Below are 15,439 nucleotides of genomic sequence, written 5' to 3' on the forward strand. Positions count from 1 at the left end.
TATGTCCGAACAAGAGAAACCTGAAAATAATAATGCTCAAACCACTGAGCAAAATGAGACAACTCAAGCAGCCAAGGTGCCTGAGACTGTCGCCCAAATGCCGCCTCCACCACCACCGCCGACCAGTAAACTCATTAAAACCAAACGCTCTACCCTGTGGTGGATGCTGCTGGTGTTATTGGTCGGAATCACCATTATTTTATGGGCATGGCGCATTGGCCCCTTCCATACAGCAGTTGAACAAACTGACAATAGCTATGTGAAAGGTAAAACCACCATCCTGTCTTCACAGATCAATGGCTATATTAAAGATGTCTTGGTCAAAGACTTTGATCAAGTTAAACAAGGTCAGGTTTTGATGCATATTGATGCCACCACCTATGACCAAAAAGTGACGCAAGCAGCATCTGGTGTAGAGCAAGCAGAAAACAGTCTTGCCAATCAAACCCAAGCCATTGCGCAACGTCAGGCCGATGTTGTGGCCGCACAAGCCAAACTGGATCAAGTCAAGGCACAGTATGATTTATCTGTGGCTCAGCTAAAACGCTACCAACAATTGGGCGATAGCGGTGCGGCGTCTAAATCTGAACAAGATAAAGCCGCGGCAGATGCGCAGAATAATCACGCCTTACTAAAACAAGCCGAAGCCAATATCTTGGTGGCACAAGAAGCTTTAAAAACGGCGCAAGTGGCACAGTCTGGCTTAAAAGCACAAGTTAATAGTGCACAAGCACAACTCGACCAAGCCAATACCACCAAAGACTACAGCACCATTGTTGCACCACTGGATGGACAATTGGGTGAGGTCAATCCACGGGTGGGCCAATATGTCGCTGCGGGGACACAATTGCTTTATCTGATTCCGACACAAACGTGGGTGATTGCCAACTTTAAAGAAACCCAAATTGCCAATATGAAAATTGGGCAAAAAGCGTATTTCACCGTCGATGCGATGAATCATCAGAAATTTACAGGACATGTTGAACAGATTTCCCCTGCCGCAGGTTCAGAATTTAGTGTACTCAAACCCGACAATGCCACAGGTAACTTTACCAAGGTGGTACAACGTATTTCAGTCCGTATCGCCATAGATCCAAATCAAAAAGGCATCGAAAACTTACGTCCTGGGATGTCGGTAATTACCTCTGTGGATACCGACTCCTAATACAAAACTGACATTCTCAATCAAATCCATTTACAATGTGATCAAATCCATTTCTCTTGTTCGAAAATGTTTGATCACATTGCTTTTCCCACACCCTATCAAACATTAGCACTTCCTAGTTCGGTTCAACTGACCATTAAGCGTCTGGACCTGATTCATCCTCACATTTCAGGCAATAAATTTTATAAGCTGAAATACAACCTGCTTGCAGCACAACAACAAGGTTTGACTCAAGTTCTGACTTTTGGTGGTGCTTTCTCCAATCATATTGCTGCTACAGCCTATGCTGCACAGCGTTTTGGCTTGCAAAGCATTGGCATAATTCGTGGTGAAGAACTTGCAACTCAAAACTTAAACCCTACCCTACAGACAGCGCAAGATTTTGGTATGCAATTGCATTTTGTCAGTCGGGCTGAGTATCGACTGCGCCATGAAGCGGAATATTTACAACAACTACAACAGCAATATCCTCAGGCCTTTATTGTTCCAGAAGGTGGCAGCAATGCACTTGCACTGCAAGGAACACAGGAAATTTTAAGCAAAGATGATCGAGAAAATTATGATGTGATTTGTTGTGCAGTTGGAACAGGTGGCACCATTGCTGGACTGATTGAAAGCAGCTCTGCACAACAACAGGTTCTAGGTTTTTCAGCATTGAAAGGCGACTTCCTAAAACAGAATATTCAACAGTGGACCAACAAAAGTAATTGGTCTTTAACCGATGCCTACTGCTGTGGTGGTTATGCAAAAACCACAGCTGAGTTGCTGCAATTTATGCAACACTTCGAACAACAATATGCAATTCCTTTGGAACAGGTCTATACCGCCAAGATGATGCTGGGGCTATTCGATTTAATTCAGCAGCAGTATTTTCCTGAAAATAGCCGTATTTTGGCGATTCATACGGGTGGATTACAAGGGCGCTTAAAATAAAAAAGCCACTCGCAAGTGACTTTTTATTTGATCGAATCAAGTGCTTAAAACCAGCCATCACCAATCGGCTTATTGTCCATAAACACCACTAAGCCTTTGACAATGCGATAAATAAACCAGATTGATGCTGCAAATAGAATCGGAATACCAATGAGTACAAAAGACAAGATAAATCCAATAATTGCAGCAATGAGAGTGATCCAAAAGGTTTTGATTTGCCATTCAAAATGACTGGCCAACCATGTTCCTTTTACCTCGTCACGCTTCATATAATTCATAATAATGGCAGCAATACTTGTTAATCCCACAAAAATACTGGCCGCATAAAGCCCATACGCAATTAAGGTATATTGTCTGAGTTGATCTTGCTGATGAGGCGGAGTGCCTTCTAAAAAAGTCTTATCATTCATTATTGTTATCCCCTTTATTGAGTCCAATTTTATAACATGCTTTGATTTTAAAAGTATCTTTTTTAATCAAACAATCAACATACTCAAACTGCTCTAAATCTTCTATAATTGCCCGCTTTTCCTCCCTTGAGTATTTTCCCCATGGTTCATCAAGTTGATGTTGTTGTTTTAGGTGCAGGTGCATCAGGCTTGATGTTGGCTGCAGAAGCAGGCAAACGTGGGCGCTCGGTTGTGGTGTTGGAAAAAGCCAATAAAGTCGGCAAAAAGATTTTGATGTCAGGTGGTGGTAAATGTAACTTTACCAATCTGGAGGTCGAAGCTGCCAATTATTTGTCTGAAAACCCACATTTCGTCATCTCAGCCTTAACGCGATACACCAATTGGGACTTTATTGCTTTGGTCTGCGAATACGGCATCGAGTACGAAGAACGCAAACACGGGCAATTATTTACCCTCAAAGGATCTAAAGAGATTCTGGAACTTTTACTTTCAGAATGTGACAAAGCCAAACGTGTTCAGATTCAAACCCACTGTGAAGTACAGCAAGTGAAGGCTCAGGCAGATTCCAGTTTTATGATTGAAACCAGTCAAGGGACTTATCACTGTGAATCCTTAGTTGTGGCAACGGGCGGATTATCCATTCCAACCCTCGGTGGCTCAGGTTTTGGTTATGAACTTGCGCAACAGTTCGGACATCATGTTTATCCAACCCGTGCGGGTCTGGTTCCGTTCACCTTCTCCGATCAGTTTAAAGAAGTCACCACCCGCTTGAGTGGCAATGCATTAGACGCAACCTTGATCAATGATCGTCATCAATTTACCGAAGCTTTGCTGTTTACCCATCGTGGTCTTAGTGGTCCAAGCTCACTGCAACTTTCGAACTACTGGCATGTTGGGGAAAGCTTTAAAATTGATTTCTTCCCAAGCCAAGACTTTGCACAATTCTTTAAAGATAAGAAAAAGTCACAGCCTAAAGTTCTACTACGCACCTTAATCAGTGAATTTACCGCCAAAAGTATCGTACTTGAATTACAGCAACTGATTTGGACAGAACAAAGTGAAACACCAATTGGCAATCTCAGTGATGTACAACTCGAACATATAGCAGCGCAATTGCATGCATTTACGGTAAAACCATCAGGTACTGAAGGTTATCGAACGGCCGAAGTCACACTCGGTGGGGTGGATACCAGTGAAGTATCTTCCAAAACCATGGAAAGTAAAAAACAGAAAGGTTTATATTTTATTGGTGAAGTGCTGGATGTTACAGGACACTTAGGTGGCTATAACTTCCAATGGGCATGGTCTTCTGCACAGGCAGCGGCTCAATTTGTCTGATATGACCATATGAATTACAGCACTTCAGGCTACGTTCAATAAAATCTGTTTCAGTTTTGGTGGTCTGAAGAGTTTGCCGCTTCTGAAGTTGCGATTTGTTGTGTATTTTCAATGGGTCTCTCTTTAGAAGAGTTTGACTTAGCAACAACAAATTTATAAGCACTCGCCAAGAACCCTACAGTAATGCCTGCAATAATAATCGGTGCGAATACTCGATTTGGCCTCTTCATGTTCATTCTCCTATAGACTTTTTATTTAGAGACTATTGATACTTTAGCTATAAATGAATTGCTTTTGAGGTCAAATTTGTTATTTAAACCCTCTAACTTTACTCAAAATATCCAATCGCAATCCAAAACAAAAGCCAATAGCGCCGATACAAACAAAACGACCACCCTGCTTAGAGTGGTCGAATTGATTAAAAAAATCAAAGATTATTTTTTCTATTCATCCGAATACGGCGGAATTGGTGGTGGATTCGCCGGAGTATCTGATGACGTTGGCGTCGGACTCACAGGATTTACTGGAGTCGTTGGTGCTGTTGGTGTTGGACTCACAGGAACTACTGGCTTAACCTCATCCTTATGTAATGGATTTGGTTTATTGCCTTCAGTTTTTGCTTTATCTAAAAGATCCGTCAGTAAGCGTTCTGCAGGTTGACGTCCTCCTAGACCAAAGGCCAATGCAAATGCGACTGCAACTGAACCAAGTGTTAAACCAAATGCCAAATTCACAATCGAGTCAGCAATGCCCATGGCTTTTAAACCCATTGCAATCACTAAGCCCATAATTAAGATACGGACTAAATTGCCTAACCAGCGTGAACTGTTGTATTCACCACGTTGTACGATGTTGGCGACCACATTAGCTAACCAGAAGCCGATCACTAGAATCACAGCACCAAGTAGGATACTTGCGCCAAACTGGATAAACATCGCGATCAGTACACTGACCTGTTCTAATCCAAGTCGATTGGCTGCCTCTGAAACCGCAAATAACATGGTAAAGAAAACAATTAAACAACCGATCACGTCAGAAACACGGGTTTGTCCCAAGAAGCGTTGTAAATCCAGCTTCATCGGGATTTCATCCACCCCAGCCCCAGAAATCAGTTCAGCCACTAAACGTCCAACAAAACGGGAGACAATATAAGCCACAATTAAAATCAAACCAGCTGCAATGATTTGTGGAATTGCATACATGATTTGATTGAGCATGGCGGTTGCAGGTTGAGAAATTGCTTGGATACCCAAGGCTTCAAAAGCCACAATTAAAGTGGTAATAATAATGATGGCAAATACAAATGAACCTAAGAATTTAGAAACATTTGAGTTCTTAAATAAGCCAACTTTTTCAGCTTGCGCCTGTAAACCCAGACTATTACTTAAGCCTTCAACAATGCCTCTTACAATTTTCGCTAACACATAGCCCACGAAAATGATCACAGCCGTAATAAACAGGTTCGGCAGATAAGCAATCGCTTCATTCACCATGTTTTGTACTGGAATTAAAAGCCCTGTTAAACCCAGAATTGATAAGACAATAGGCAAGAACAGTAATAACACTAACCAATAGAAAATTTCACCAATATTGCTACTGAGTGAACTGACACCAACTTCGCCACTCAGCTTCTCATCGAATTCAGTTTTAGAAAGTACATTGGTTAGCCCCGCACGAACCAGACGTGCGATAATCCAGCCAATAAAGCCCACGGCGACTGCTGCCAGCAAGTTAGGTATATAGGCCAATACGCGACCAACCATATTGCTAAATGGATCACTGACCCCACTGATATTTAAAACATTGAGTGCGCCAACTACAGCGAGAATCATCACAAACCAGAACACCAGTTTAGAGACCAGATTTTCAATATTTGGAGTACGGCCTGTTGCAGAAGACAATTTATGATTGGTATCAAGCTTTTGCAGTAATTTTTTAACACCTGCTGCAATCACTAAAGCAACAATCCACCCTACAAGTAGGATGACAACTGCAGCAAAAATAGGATGAAACTGATCCCAATAATACATTGCATCAAATCCTCCACGATTGGAGGGGTCACTAAAAAAATCATTCATGTTGTTATCCTTATATTGTGTTTTTAAATCTTGATACACATCCACTTAAGAACGTTCTGCAATGAAGAACATGATTTATGGATGCTTCCACCTTAGTTTTTGTCTATTTTCCAATCAATCAATGGCATCACTAATACAACAAAAAAGTCTCACAATATTGCAAAAAAGCTCATTGATTCACACCAATGAGCTTTATTATGAATTGGTTTTGGTCTAAAGATATGCTTGCTTAAGCATTCAGAATGGCCGACTGCATATGTGACATGATCACTTGAGCAGTTGGATTGGCTGAATGATCAGCAACCATATAAACAAGTAATGCAATCAGGAAGATTCCGACCATAATCAAAATATAAACGGGTAATCTTCTCTTTTTGGTAATTTCTTCTTTGCTGGCCACATGAGGCTGTGGCTTACTAAAATCATGCATGATAGCAGCCCTCATCCTTTTACTTTTCAAGTTTTATATTAGCAATACCCAGTGTTGCATTGTGTGAAAAAGCTTCGGACTATCGTTGCACTGGTTGCAGAACTCCACTTTCTTTTATTTATTTTTTGTTTAAAATATAGTCGGTTTTAGAATGCGTTAAAATAAGCTATAATACGCGCCTCCTTTCTCAGCCGTTCTGCTTTATGTCCTATAGCCAACAAAGCGTTTCTCTTGAATTAGACACTGATGTGACCCATCAATGTTTTTTACATCACACACGCGATGAACATTTGATTGGAATTATTGAGTTCAATAAGCCGAGCTATATTCTGAAATGGGGCGATTTAGAATACTTTCGTCGTCGTACAGAAGAGTTTTCGGTGATGCCATTGCCAGATTGTATCAATGCGATGATTGTCGATATTCGCAATGTACAACCCTTTTTGGATAATGAAGTTCCGATTCTACCTTGGCGCTTACTCGAAGAAGATTGTCCTGTCCGTCTGGTCGTCCCGCAAGATCGCCTAGAGCATTATATTGGCTTGTTTGAACCGACTTGGTTAACCACGGATGTCGATACCGCCATTCAAGAAATTCGTGAATTTATGGATATGTTTGTACATTAAGACATATCCATTCAGCACTCTTCTACCAATAATTCTCTACAGCAATATTGCCTTCGCCACGACGATTCATAATTAAACCGCGTTGCTTCAGGGCTTCTTTAGTATCTTCCACCATTTGTGGATTGCCACATAACATCACATGACTACTGTCTCGGTTAAAAGAGAGCCCTGCTGCTTTTTCTAATTCACCATTGCCAATTAAAACAGGCAAACGATCATGCAGGGCGGCATTCGGATCACGGGTAATGATTGGAATGAACTTAAAGCCCGTATGCCCTTCGCCAAATAAGGCTGCAATCTCTTGGATACGCTCGACATAAGCCAACTCAGATTCAGTACGTACGCTATACACCAGATTGATCTGCTGATATTTATTCCATGTTTCAAAGTCTTGTAACATCGATAAAAACGGCGCAAGCCCCGTGCCTGTTCCCAATAACCATAAATCCTGTGGTAACGGTTGTTGATAACGTGCCAGCGTTAAATAGCCATAGGAAATTTTTTCCAGATACAACTCATCATCGACTTTGAGGTGTTGTAGATTCGAGGTAAAAGCACCATCAGGCACAACAATTGAAAAGAATTCTAATGTTTCATCAAAAGGTGAAGAGACAACTGAATAAGCACGAACAACCAGTTCCCCTTCAACCATTAAACCAATACGTGCGAACTGACCTGCGGTAAATTTAAAATGAGCTGGTCGAGTCATGGTGAAGCTAAAAAGATTATGAGTCCAACGGTGTACAGATAAAACCTTTTCTACGCTAAATTTTTCAATTGACATGATGAGAACGTGGCATGAAACAGTGCGCTCATGTTAGCATGATCGAATAATTGATGGATACTCAAAACATTAAGGCTATTTAACATGCGCATGACATTACGCCAGTTGGCTGTTTTCGTGGCGGTCGCTCAAGAAGGAACGGTAACCAAAGCGAGTGATGCTGTCCGACTTACACAAAGTGCGGCAAGTATGGCTTTAGCAGATTTAGAAGATGGTCTAGGTGCACCACTCTTTGATCGTTTGGGTAAACGATTGCAGCTCAATGATTTGGGACGTTTTTTACTCCCACAAGCTTTAGAAATTTTAGGTCGCTGTGACTCTTTTGAACAAGCGGCTAAGGGTGAATTACAAAGCATTGATCTACGTTTAGGTGCAACGCTTACAATTAGTGATTATTTAATGCCAGATTTGATGGCTGAATTTTTACAACGTCATCCACAAGCACATCTGCAACTGCAAGTGGGCAATACCCGTCAAATGATTGAAGCAGTCAATCAATTCCAATTGGATCTGGCCTTGATCGAAGGGTCTTGTCATTTACCTCAACTGCAATGTATCCATTGGCGTGATGATGAGCTAGCCGTATGTTGTGCGCCAGATCATCCCTTAGCACAGTTGAATCGCCCCGTGAGTCCAACTGATTTCCTAGATGTGGAGTGGATTCTACGTGAGGAAGGCTCAGGTACACGTGAAGTATTTGATAATGCCATTTTGCAAGATTTACCCGATGCCAATATTCGTTTAACACTGGGTCATAATGAAGCGATCTTAAAAATTGTCGCGGGTGGTTTAGGCATGTCTTGTGTTTCTAGATTAGCGATTGAACCGCTACAAGAGAAAGGTCAGCTGGTGATCTTGGATACTCCATTCTGGCAATTAACCCGACCGCTCTATATGCTCGTGCATCGTCAAAAGTACCAAGGGCCTGGACTGAAAGCCTTTTTACAATTTTGCGAACATCAGGTGTAATTCACTCCAATAAAAAACGCTTCCAATAGGAAGCGTTTTTTATTTTTATTTAGAAATCGAAACTCACACCCAATTTATAGGTACGACCTGCACCAATAATGGCATAGTCATTATTAAATACACCGGCCCAATGTTTTTTGTCCGCAACATTATCAATATTTGCTCTAAATGTTGTATCCACACCACCAATTTTTGCTTTGTACTTAGCACCTAAATCAAAAATAGTGTAATCAGGTAATTCCAAAGTATTTGTGTTATTTAAATACTGTTTACTCACATAGGTCGCACGTGTATTTATACTCAAGCCATCAATTTGTGGAATCTTATAATCTAAGGCCAAACCAGCAGTGAAATCAGGTATACCATAAATTGTTTTTCCCTCAAGAGCAGGGGTTCCAGACTTAATATACTCAGCATCGATATAAGCCAGATTTCCAAGCAAGCTTAAATCCTCAGTAATATTACCTGAGAATGACCACTCGATCCCACGTGAACGAGTTTCAGCATCATCTTTAACGATTGATGTAGCACTGTCTAAATAAGCTTCTGGTTTTTCAATTTGATACAGCGCTAAAGTATTTAACCAAGAACCCATTTGATGCTTCGCACCAATTTCATATTGCTTAGTCTGGTACGGTGCTAAAGTTTCACCTTTATTTTTCGCAGTTGGATAAGTAATATCAGAAACGGTTACACCTTCAGATAAACCTTCAACATAACTCGCGTAAAAAGAAAGATTTTCAGCAAAAGGCTTAATAACAATACCTATACTTGGTGAAACCTTATCTGCTGAGTAACTAGTTTTTCTGAATAAGTTTTTGGTATCAATATCTTGATAGCGCGCTCCTAAAATTAACTGTAACCGATCATCCAACATCGAAACTTGGTCAGTCAATGTATAGCTCACATACTTGTTGTCCCCGTAAGGTACTATTTTAGGATAGCTGGTTGGCATTGCTCCAGTGTTTAATGGATCATATAAATTAGTATCAAAGGCCGACACTGTTGCCGCACCGTGCTGCCAATATTTACGCGTTAAATAATCTGCTCGAATACCAACAGTATGTTTGATACTTCCTGTTTCAAATTTCGCTTCAAGACCCGTGTTTGCCGCAACATTGTGTTCCTGAGTCCCTACTCGATAATATTGAGATTTTGCAGCACCTGTTTCAGCATTTTGCACAATCATTCGTGTACCAAAAAGATGGCCTGAATATTCTTTTTCAGTATATCCAACCCCTGCAAACACTTTTAAATCTGGAGCGAACTTGTATTCACCAGATAGTCCCGCATATTGGCTACTCTGCTTTCCTTCAATTTTTGGAAAATAGTTATTATTACCATCAGGAGCTGCAATCACTTGCTTAATTGTTCCCATTGAGACCATTGCTGGTGAACCACCTTCACGATCATCTCGCATCGCATAGGCATCAAAATTTAACTTTAATTTGTCTGTCGTATAGTCAAGTGCGAGTACGCCAGTTGCATTGCTATCATCCATTCCATCAATAAGATGTTCCCCTGTACCATATGAACCACTCGCTCTGATACCAAATTCATTATTTGCGCCTAAGCGACGGGATACATCAAAACCTGATTTATAGTATCCCCCATCTTCATAACTCGCTGAAACTTGAGTCAAATCTTGATTGGCACGTTTAGTCTGAGCCATGACAACGCCACCAACACTACCTGCTGGCGCCATCCCAGCAACTAAAGCATTTGGGCCTTTTAACAAAGTGACTGACTCAAGAATATCTGTAGGAATACGCCCAGTCGGCGCCATTCCAAACAGGCCATTTAGGTTATAGTCTTCAAATCCAACGCTAAAACCACGAATCTGAACATTTTCATTTAAATGTCCAGCATTGGTTGTTTCACGAATACTTGGATCATTTCTTAATACTTCTGAAACAGTGGCAGCTTGCTGATCTTGAATCAACTTATCCGAATAAGTCGTAACAGAAAACGGGGTATCAATAGTAGATTTATTGCCTAAGCTACCCAAATTTGAATTTTTCTTGAGCTTACCAGCAGCATAACTCTCTTGTTGATCAGCTTTTACCGTAATCGTTGGTAAAACGGTATTGTCTTCAGCAACAGCAAACATCGGCAAAGCGATAAGAGATAAAAATAATATATTCTTTTTCAAGTGATCAAACCCCGATAAAAATTTGACCACAGTATATAAGATAAATTAACAAATGATAATAAAAATCATTAATAAAATGATAACCATTTATTTAATGAATATAAAAATCTCATCATGAGAATTCACATAATTTATTTTTAACTTAATAACCGATGAAATGCTTTGCCTCTCGGACTTAGTTCAACAGCTGATTAGCTACAATAGGCCAATCGAGAAGCAATACTGATAGAAAGAAAAAGAGGCTAACCGCCTCTTCTCTTTTGAGCTTTAAAAACAAGTTCAAATCAAACCAGAAAAATTAGCGTCTGAAGTTAGATAACAACTCTGATGTGATTGAATTATTGTGCGTCGCTATTTTAGTTTTTCTAGTTTTCGCTGGATTTGGATCAACAAGCTCAATTTTTGTGGCTTTGTACTTCCCGTCATTTTCAACGACCACAAATTTCACTTTTTCATTTCTTTTCGGCTCGCCACCAGCGGGATACTCTGAAATATGAAAAAACACATCCCCTTCAGAGGTCCCAATAAAGCCAAAGCCTTTGTCTGGATTATATTGTTTAATTTTTCCCTGATAGAACTCTTGCTTCATGACATTTATCCTACTTTGCAAATCTGATCATCACAGTATATAAAAATAAAAAAGAGACTTTCAATCTATCCCCAAAACAGTATCAGGATGAGATCAAGTCTCTTTTTATGAATGTTTCAAAAATCAGTCTTTTTGAACACTACCAAAAATTTTGTCACCTGCATCACCAAGACCAGGAACAATATAACCTTCTTCATTCAGACCTTGGTCAATCGACGCGGTATAGATCAACACATCTGGATGTGCCGCTTCTACTTTCGCAACACCTTCTGGCGCGGCAACCAAGACCATGACACGAATATCTTTACAGCCACTTGCTTTCAATACATCAATTGCAGCAATTAAAGAATTACCTGTCGCAAGCATTGGATCAATAATCATGGCTAAGCGATTGGCAACATCAGGCACCAACTTTTTATAGTATGTGCGCACTTCTAAAGTTGCTTCATCACGCTCTAAACCTAAAACACTCACTTTCGCGCTTGGAATCAGGCTAAGAACGCCCTCAAGCATACCAATACCAGCACGCAAGATTGGAACAATTGTGATTTTCTTCCCTGCGATACGCTGAGTTGAGACTTTCCCTGCCCACCCATCAATTTCATGATCAACAACAGGAAGATCCTTTGTTGCTTCATAAGTCAGTAACATCGTGACTTCTTGCGCTAATTCACGGAAGTTCTTGGTACTAATATCTGAACGACGTAATAAACCAAGTTTATGGCGAATGAGCGGATGACGGATTTCTTGAATCGACACGAATGAGTACCTAGGTAATATTAATCTCACTCCATTATAAAGTGTTTTTTTACTCATCAATAAAAAAGCCTCCAACTTTGGAGGCTTTTTTGTACAAATCCGACGATTACTGTTGTTGAGACAACATAAAGTGCAACGGAGAAAGGATCTCTGCCTTCAATGCCAAGTTAATCATTGGATCCGGATAAACACCCATCACCAATACTAATAACGCAGCAGCAAGGACCATAAGACCACCGACTTTACTTCCCCAATGAGCATCCGCATCAATACGAGGTACATCTGGTGGAGTCATATACATCACCACCATCACACGTAAGTAGTAATACAAACCGATACCACTACCCACCACAATCATTGCCGCCAAGAACCAGTGTTGCGTTGTCACCGCAGCCATCACCACCAAGAACTTACCAATGAAGCCTGCTGTTAATGGAATACCTGCTAAAGACAACATCATTACAGTTAATGTTGCAGTCAAGATCGGACGGCGCCAGAACAAACCACGGTAGTCTGCAAGGCTTTGTGCTTCATCGACGTTGTTATATGGGCTCGACATTAATGCAACCGCACCAAATGCACCGATTGTGGTCAATACATAGGTAATTACATAAACCGTCACACTACCAAGACTTGCGTAAGTCATGCTGATTAAAGCAATTAACAAATAACCGAAGTGTGCAATCGATGAATAACCCAAGATACGTTTCAAGTTGACTTGACGAACTGCAAGTAAGTTACCCACCACGATCGACAATACCGCAATGATGGTAATCACCGTCACTAATGATTCAACCAAGATTGCACCAGAAGTCAGTAAGTAACGTACAAATAGACCAATCGTTGCAACTTTCGCAGCCGTTGCCAAGAAGGTTGCCATAGGTGCCGGTGCACCTGCATACACATCTGGCGTCCATTTATGGAATGGCGCAAGTGAAAGTTTGAATGCAACAGCAAAGATAATTAAACCTAAGCCCAATAACACCATTGGTTGTTTGATTGCAGTAAACAATGCCTGAACAGAGTCATAGAATGACAATGAACCTGTATACGCATAGATATAAGCCATACCCATGAGCAACATTGCAGAAGCAGTCGCTGAAAGCACAAGGTATTTAATCCCCGCTTCCAAAGACTGACTACGTTGATAGGTATACGCCAACATGCCGTATACAGGAATCGACATCAACTCTAGGCTGATGAAGAATGCTGCATAGTGTGAGCTTGAAACCAACAACATTGCACCTGTCACTGAGCACAGTAACAAGATATACAACTCTTCGCGGTTGTCCTTATAAGTCTCAATATAAGCATGAGATAAAGTACAGCACGCTAAAGCAGCAATTAGAATCAGGAATTGATAGAGCATGGTAAATGGATCAACCATGAACATACCCATCACGTTTACTGGTGCAAAGTGCCCACTAAACATGGTGTATCCAATATAAATTGCAGCAAGGTTTAAACCCACAACCGAAGTTGTTGCAATCAGATTGTGATTACGCTTAATCGCAGTTAATAACATCACGACGATTGCGGTCAAAGCCACAATCATCACGGGAGCAAGTGGCATTAGCTCAGAAAAAGAAATTGTGAAGTTCATGATTTATTGCATCTCCACATGTTCAAGTTGAGTTGCAGCCTGTTGAACAGTTTCGACAACTTCTTGTACTGGCATATAACTATTTACTAACCATTGCATGCTTGAATGAGACATATCCAAGAATGTTTGCGGGTAAATACCTAACCAAACTAAACCGATCGCACAGATCATCAAAATAGTGACTTCACGTGCAGATAGATCTTTAAGCGGACTAGTATAGTGCTGTTTTTGCTCTGGGTTTGGTTCACCAAATAATGCTTTGTGAATCAGAATCAGACCATAAAGACCAGCAAATACCAAGCTCACTGCTGCAATGATCGTGAACGCTGGATAAGCTTTGAATGAACCCATCAAGATCAGGAATTCACCAATAAAGTTACCTAGACCTGGTACACCAACCAATGCTGCAACAAAGAACATCAAGAAGAATGGCAAATATTGCAGCTGGCCACGAAGACCACCCATCAAGCGTAAATCACGTGTATGTAAACGCTCGTACACTTGACCCGACATAATGAACAATGCAGCAGATGACAAACCATGTGCCAACATCATGATCATGAGGCCTTGGAATGTCAGGATATTACCTGCATAAATTGCAAGTAAGATGAAACCCATGTGCGAAATAGACGTGTACGCAAGTAAGCGTTTCATATCTGTTTGTTGGTACGCTAAGAATGCACCGTAGAAAATACCAATCAGACCCAAAATAATGGCGATATCAGCAAATTGTGCTGATGCAGCCGGGAAGAATGGAATTACGAAACGAAGCAAACCGTACGCAGCTGTTTTAATCAAAATACCCGCTAAATCCACAGAACCCGCTGTTGGTGCTTGAGCATGCGCATCAGGCAACCAGCCGTGTAATGGGAATACTGGTAATTTCACCGCAAAACCGATGAAGAAACACAGCATGAATGCATAAGCAACTTCAGGTGGTAAGTGGTTCGCAACAGCCAATAGATAGTTGTAATCGAAACCGATCATACCTGTCATCATGTATCCATAGACCACAAGGCCCAAGATACCGATCAACATGATCAAACCAGCGATTTGAGTATATAAGAAGAATTTGGTTGCAGCATAAACACGCGAACGACCATTCGACCCTGAGTGTCCCCATAACGCAATCAAGAAGTAGATTGGTACGAGCATCATCTCCCAGAAGAAGAAGAACAAGAATAAGTCAATCGCCAAGAATACACCGATGACCCCACCCAAACTCCAAAGTAAGTTTAAATGGAAGAAACCAACGTTCTTTTGAATCTCACCCCATGAACAGCCAACTGCAAGTACACCCAGTAATGCAGTCAACAACACCATAAGTAGAGATAAACCATCCACCGCTAAGTGAATGCTAATGCCTAAAGTCTGAATCCATGGAAGATGGAATTCAGCCGCCCAAGTCGGGACTTTACCGCCCAACTCGTAGCTAAATGTACCACTTTGCCACAGTGCAATGCCCAAACCGAAGGTAATCAACATACCAATCAAGGCAATCCAGCGCGGTAAATGTTGGTCGTATTTATCGACTAACCAACAAATAAAACCAGCAATGAAAGGAACTAAAATCAGTGCGGGTAAAATTAAATTGTTTTCCATT

At 40.9% G+C, this 15,439-nt stretch carries 15 protein-coding genes; 5 read left to right on the plus strand and 10 right to left on the minus strand.

The window, feature by feature from the left end; genetic code table 11:
- The first annotated feature begins 1 nt into the window (after position 1).
- Both WA352_RS12315 and WA352_RS12320 read left to right on the plus strand, forming a co-directional pair.
- Positions 2 to 1,165: an HlyD family secretion protein gene (locus tag WA352_RS12315; protein ID WP_005312488.1), complete on the plus strand. Its 1,164-nt coding sequence runs from the start codon at positions 2 to 4 to the stop codon at positions 1,163 to 1,165.
- Positions 1,166 to 1,231: 66 nt separating this feature from the next.
- Positions 1,232 to 2,098 carry a 1-aminocyclopropane-1-carboxylate deaminase/D-cysteine desulfhydrase gene (locus tag WA352_RS12320; RefSeq protein WP_033133494.1) on the plus strand — a complete coding sequence of 289 codons (867 nt, stop codon included), beginning with the start codon at positions 1,232 to 1,234 and terminating at the stop codon, positions 2,096 to 2,098.
- A 44-nt stretch (positions 2,099 to 2,142) separates the two neighbouring features.
- Here WA352_RS12320 and WA352_RS12325 read toward each other — a convergent pair whose 3' ends face one another.
- A complete protein-coding gene (locus tag WA352_RS12325; RefSeq protein ID WP_004804804.1) occupies positions 2,143 to 2,508 on the minus strand; it encodes a DUF4870 family protein in 366 nt (121 codons plus the stop codon).
- 141 nt (positions 2,509 to 2,649) lie between these two features.
- Between WA352_RS12325 and WA352_RS12330 the strand changes: the two genes are divergently transcribed.
- A complete protein-coding gene (locus tag WA352_RS12330) occupies positions 2,650 to 3,846 on the plus strand; it encodes an NAD(P)/FAD-dependent oxidoreductase (RefSeq protein WP_033133493.1) in 1,197 nt (398 codons plus the stop codon).
- A gap of 50 nt (positions 3,847 to 3,896) precedes the next feature.
- Here WA352_RS12330 and WA352_RS12335 read toward each other — a convergent pair whose 3' ends face one another.
- From WA352_RS12335 to WA352_RS12345, 3 genes are all read right to left on the minus strand, one after another.
- Positions 3,897 to 4,076 (minus strand): hypothetical protein, encoded by a 180-nt coding sequence (locus WA352_RS12335; RefSeq protein WP_004804800.1) that lies wholly within the window; start codon positions 4,074 to 4,076, stop codon positions 3,897 to 3,899.
- A 213-nt stretch (positions 4,077 to 4,289) separates the two neighbouring features.
- Positions 4,290 to 5,924 carry a mechanosensitive ion channel gene (locus tag WA352_RS12340; RefSeq protein WP_033133492.1) on the minus strand — a complete coding sequence of 545 codons (1,635 nt, stop codon included), beginning with the start codon at positions 5,922 to 5,924 and terminating at the stop codon, positions 4,290 to 4,292.
- Between the two features lie 229 nt (positions 5,925 to 6,153).
- Complete coding sequence (locus tag WA352_RS12345; RefSeq protein WP_004804796.1) at positions 6,154 to 6,354, minus strand: hypothetical protein; 201 nt, start codon at positions 6,352 to 6,354, stop codon at positions 6,154 to 6,156.
- A gap of 203 nt (positions 6,355 to 6,557) precedes the next feature.
- Between WA352_RS12345 and WA352_RS12350 the strand changes: the two genes are divergently transcribed.
- Complete coding sequence (locus WA352_RS12350; protein ID WP_004804795.1) at positions 6,558 to 6,980, plus strand: hypothetical protein; 423 nt, start codon at positions 6,558 to 6,560, stop codon at positions 6,978 to 6,980.
- Between the two features lie 22 nt (positions 6,981 to 7,002).
- Here the strand turns inward: WA352_RS12350 and WA352_RS12355 are convergent, their stop codons facing one another.
- Positions 7,003 to 7,764: a ferredoxin--NADP reductase gene (locus WA352_RS12355; protein WP_005205637.1), complete on the minus strand. Its 762-nt coding sequence runs from the start codon at positions 7,762 to 7,764 to the stop codon at positions 7,003 to 7,005.
- An 84-nt stretch (positions 7,765 to 7,848) separates the two neighbouring features.
- Here WA352_RS12355 and gigC point away from each other — a divergent pair, with 84 nt between their 5' ends.
- On the plus strand, positions 7,849 to 8,733 hold the full coding sequence (gene gigC, locus WA352_RS12360) for a LysR family transcriptional regulator GigC (RefSeq protein ID WP_004804792.1): 885 nt from the start codon (positions 7,849 to 7,851) through the stop codon (positions 8,731 to 8,733).
- A gap of 49 nt (positions 8,734 to 8,782) precedes the next feature.
- Here the strand turns inward: gigC and WA352_RS12365 are convergent, their stop codons facing one another.
- The 5 genes from WA352_RS12365 to nuoM form a co-directional block, all read right to left on the minus strand.
- Positions 8,783 to 10,843 (minus strand): TonB-dependent receptor, encoded by a 2,061-nt coding sequence (locus WA352_RS12365; protein WP_081406945.1) that lies wholly within the window; start codon positions 10,841 to 10,843, stop codon positions 8,783 to 8,785.
- A gap of 340 nt (positions 10,844 to 11,183) precedes the next feature.
- Positions 11,184 to 11,474, minus strand: a complete 291-nt coding sequence (locus tag WA352_RS12370) for a cold shock domain-containing protein (RefSeq protein WP_004804787.1) — start codon at positions 11,472 to 11,474, stop codon at positions 11,184 to 11,186.
- Positions 11,475 to 11,597: 123 nt separating this feature from the next.
- Positions 11,598 to 12,233, minus strand: coding sequence for a uracil phosphoribosyltransferase (upp, locus tag WA352_RS12375; RefSeq protein ID WP_017402053.1), 636 nt, complete (start codon positions 12,231 to 12,233; stop codon positions 11,598 to 11,600).
- Between the two features lie 106 nt (positions 12,234 to 12,339).
- Positions 12,340 to 13,836 carry an NADH-quinone oxidoreductase subunit NuoN gene (gene nuoN / locus WA352_RS12380; RefSeq protein ID WP_004804782.1) on the minus strand — a complete coding sequence of 499 codons (1,497 nt, stop codon included), beginning with the start codon at positions 13,834 to 13,836 and terminating at the stop codon, positions 12,340 to 12,342.
- Between the two features lie 3 nt (positions 13,837 to 13,839).
- Positions 13,840 to 15,438, minus strand: a complete 1,599-nt coding sequence (gene nuoM / locus WA352_RS12385; RefSeq protein WP_005191270.1) for an NADH-quinone oxidoreductase subunit M — start codon at positions 15,436 to 15,438, stop codon at positions 13,840 to 13,842.
- Position 15,439: the final 1 nt, after the last annotated feature.

The organism is Acinetobacter sp. 102 (genome assembly GCF_037028485.1).
In the GTDB taxonomy this organism is placed as follows: domain Bacteria; phylum Pseudomonadota; class Gammaproteobacteria; order Pseudomonadales; family Moraxellaceae; genus Acinetobacter; species Acinetobacter higginsii.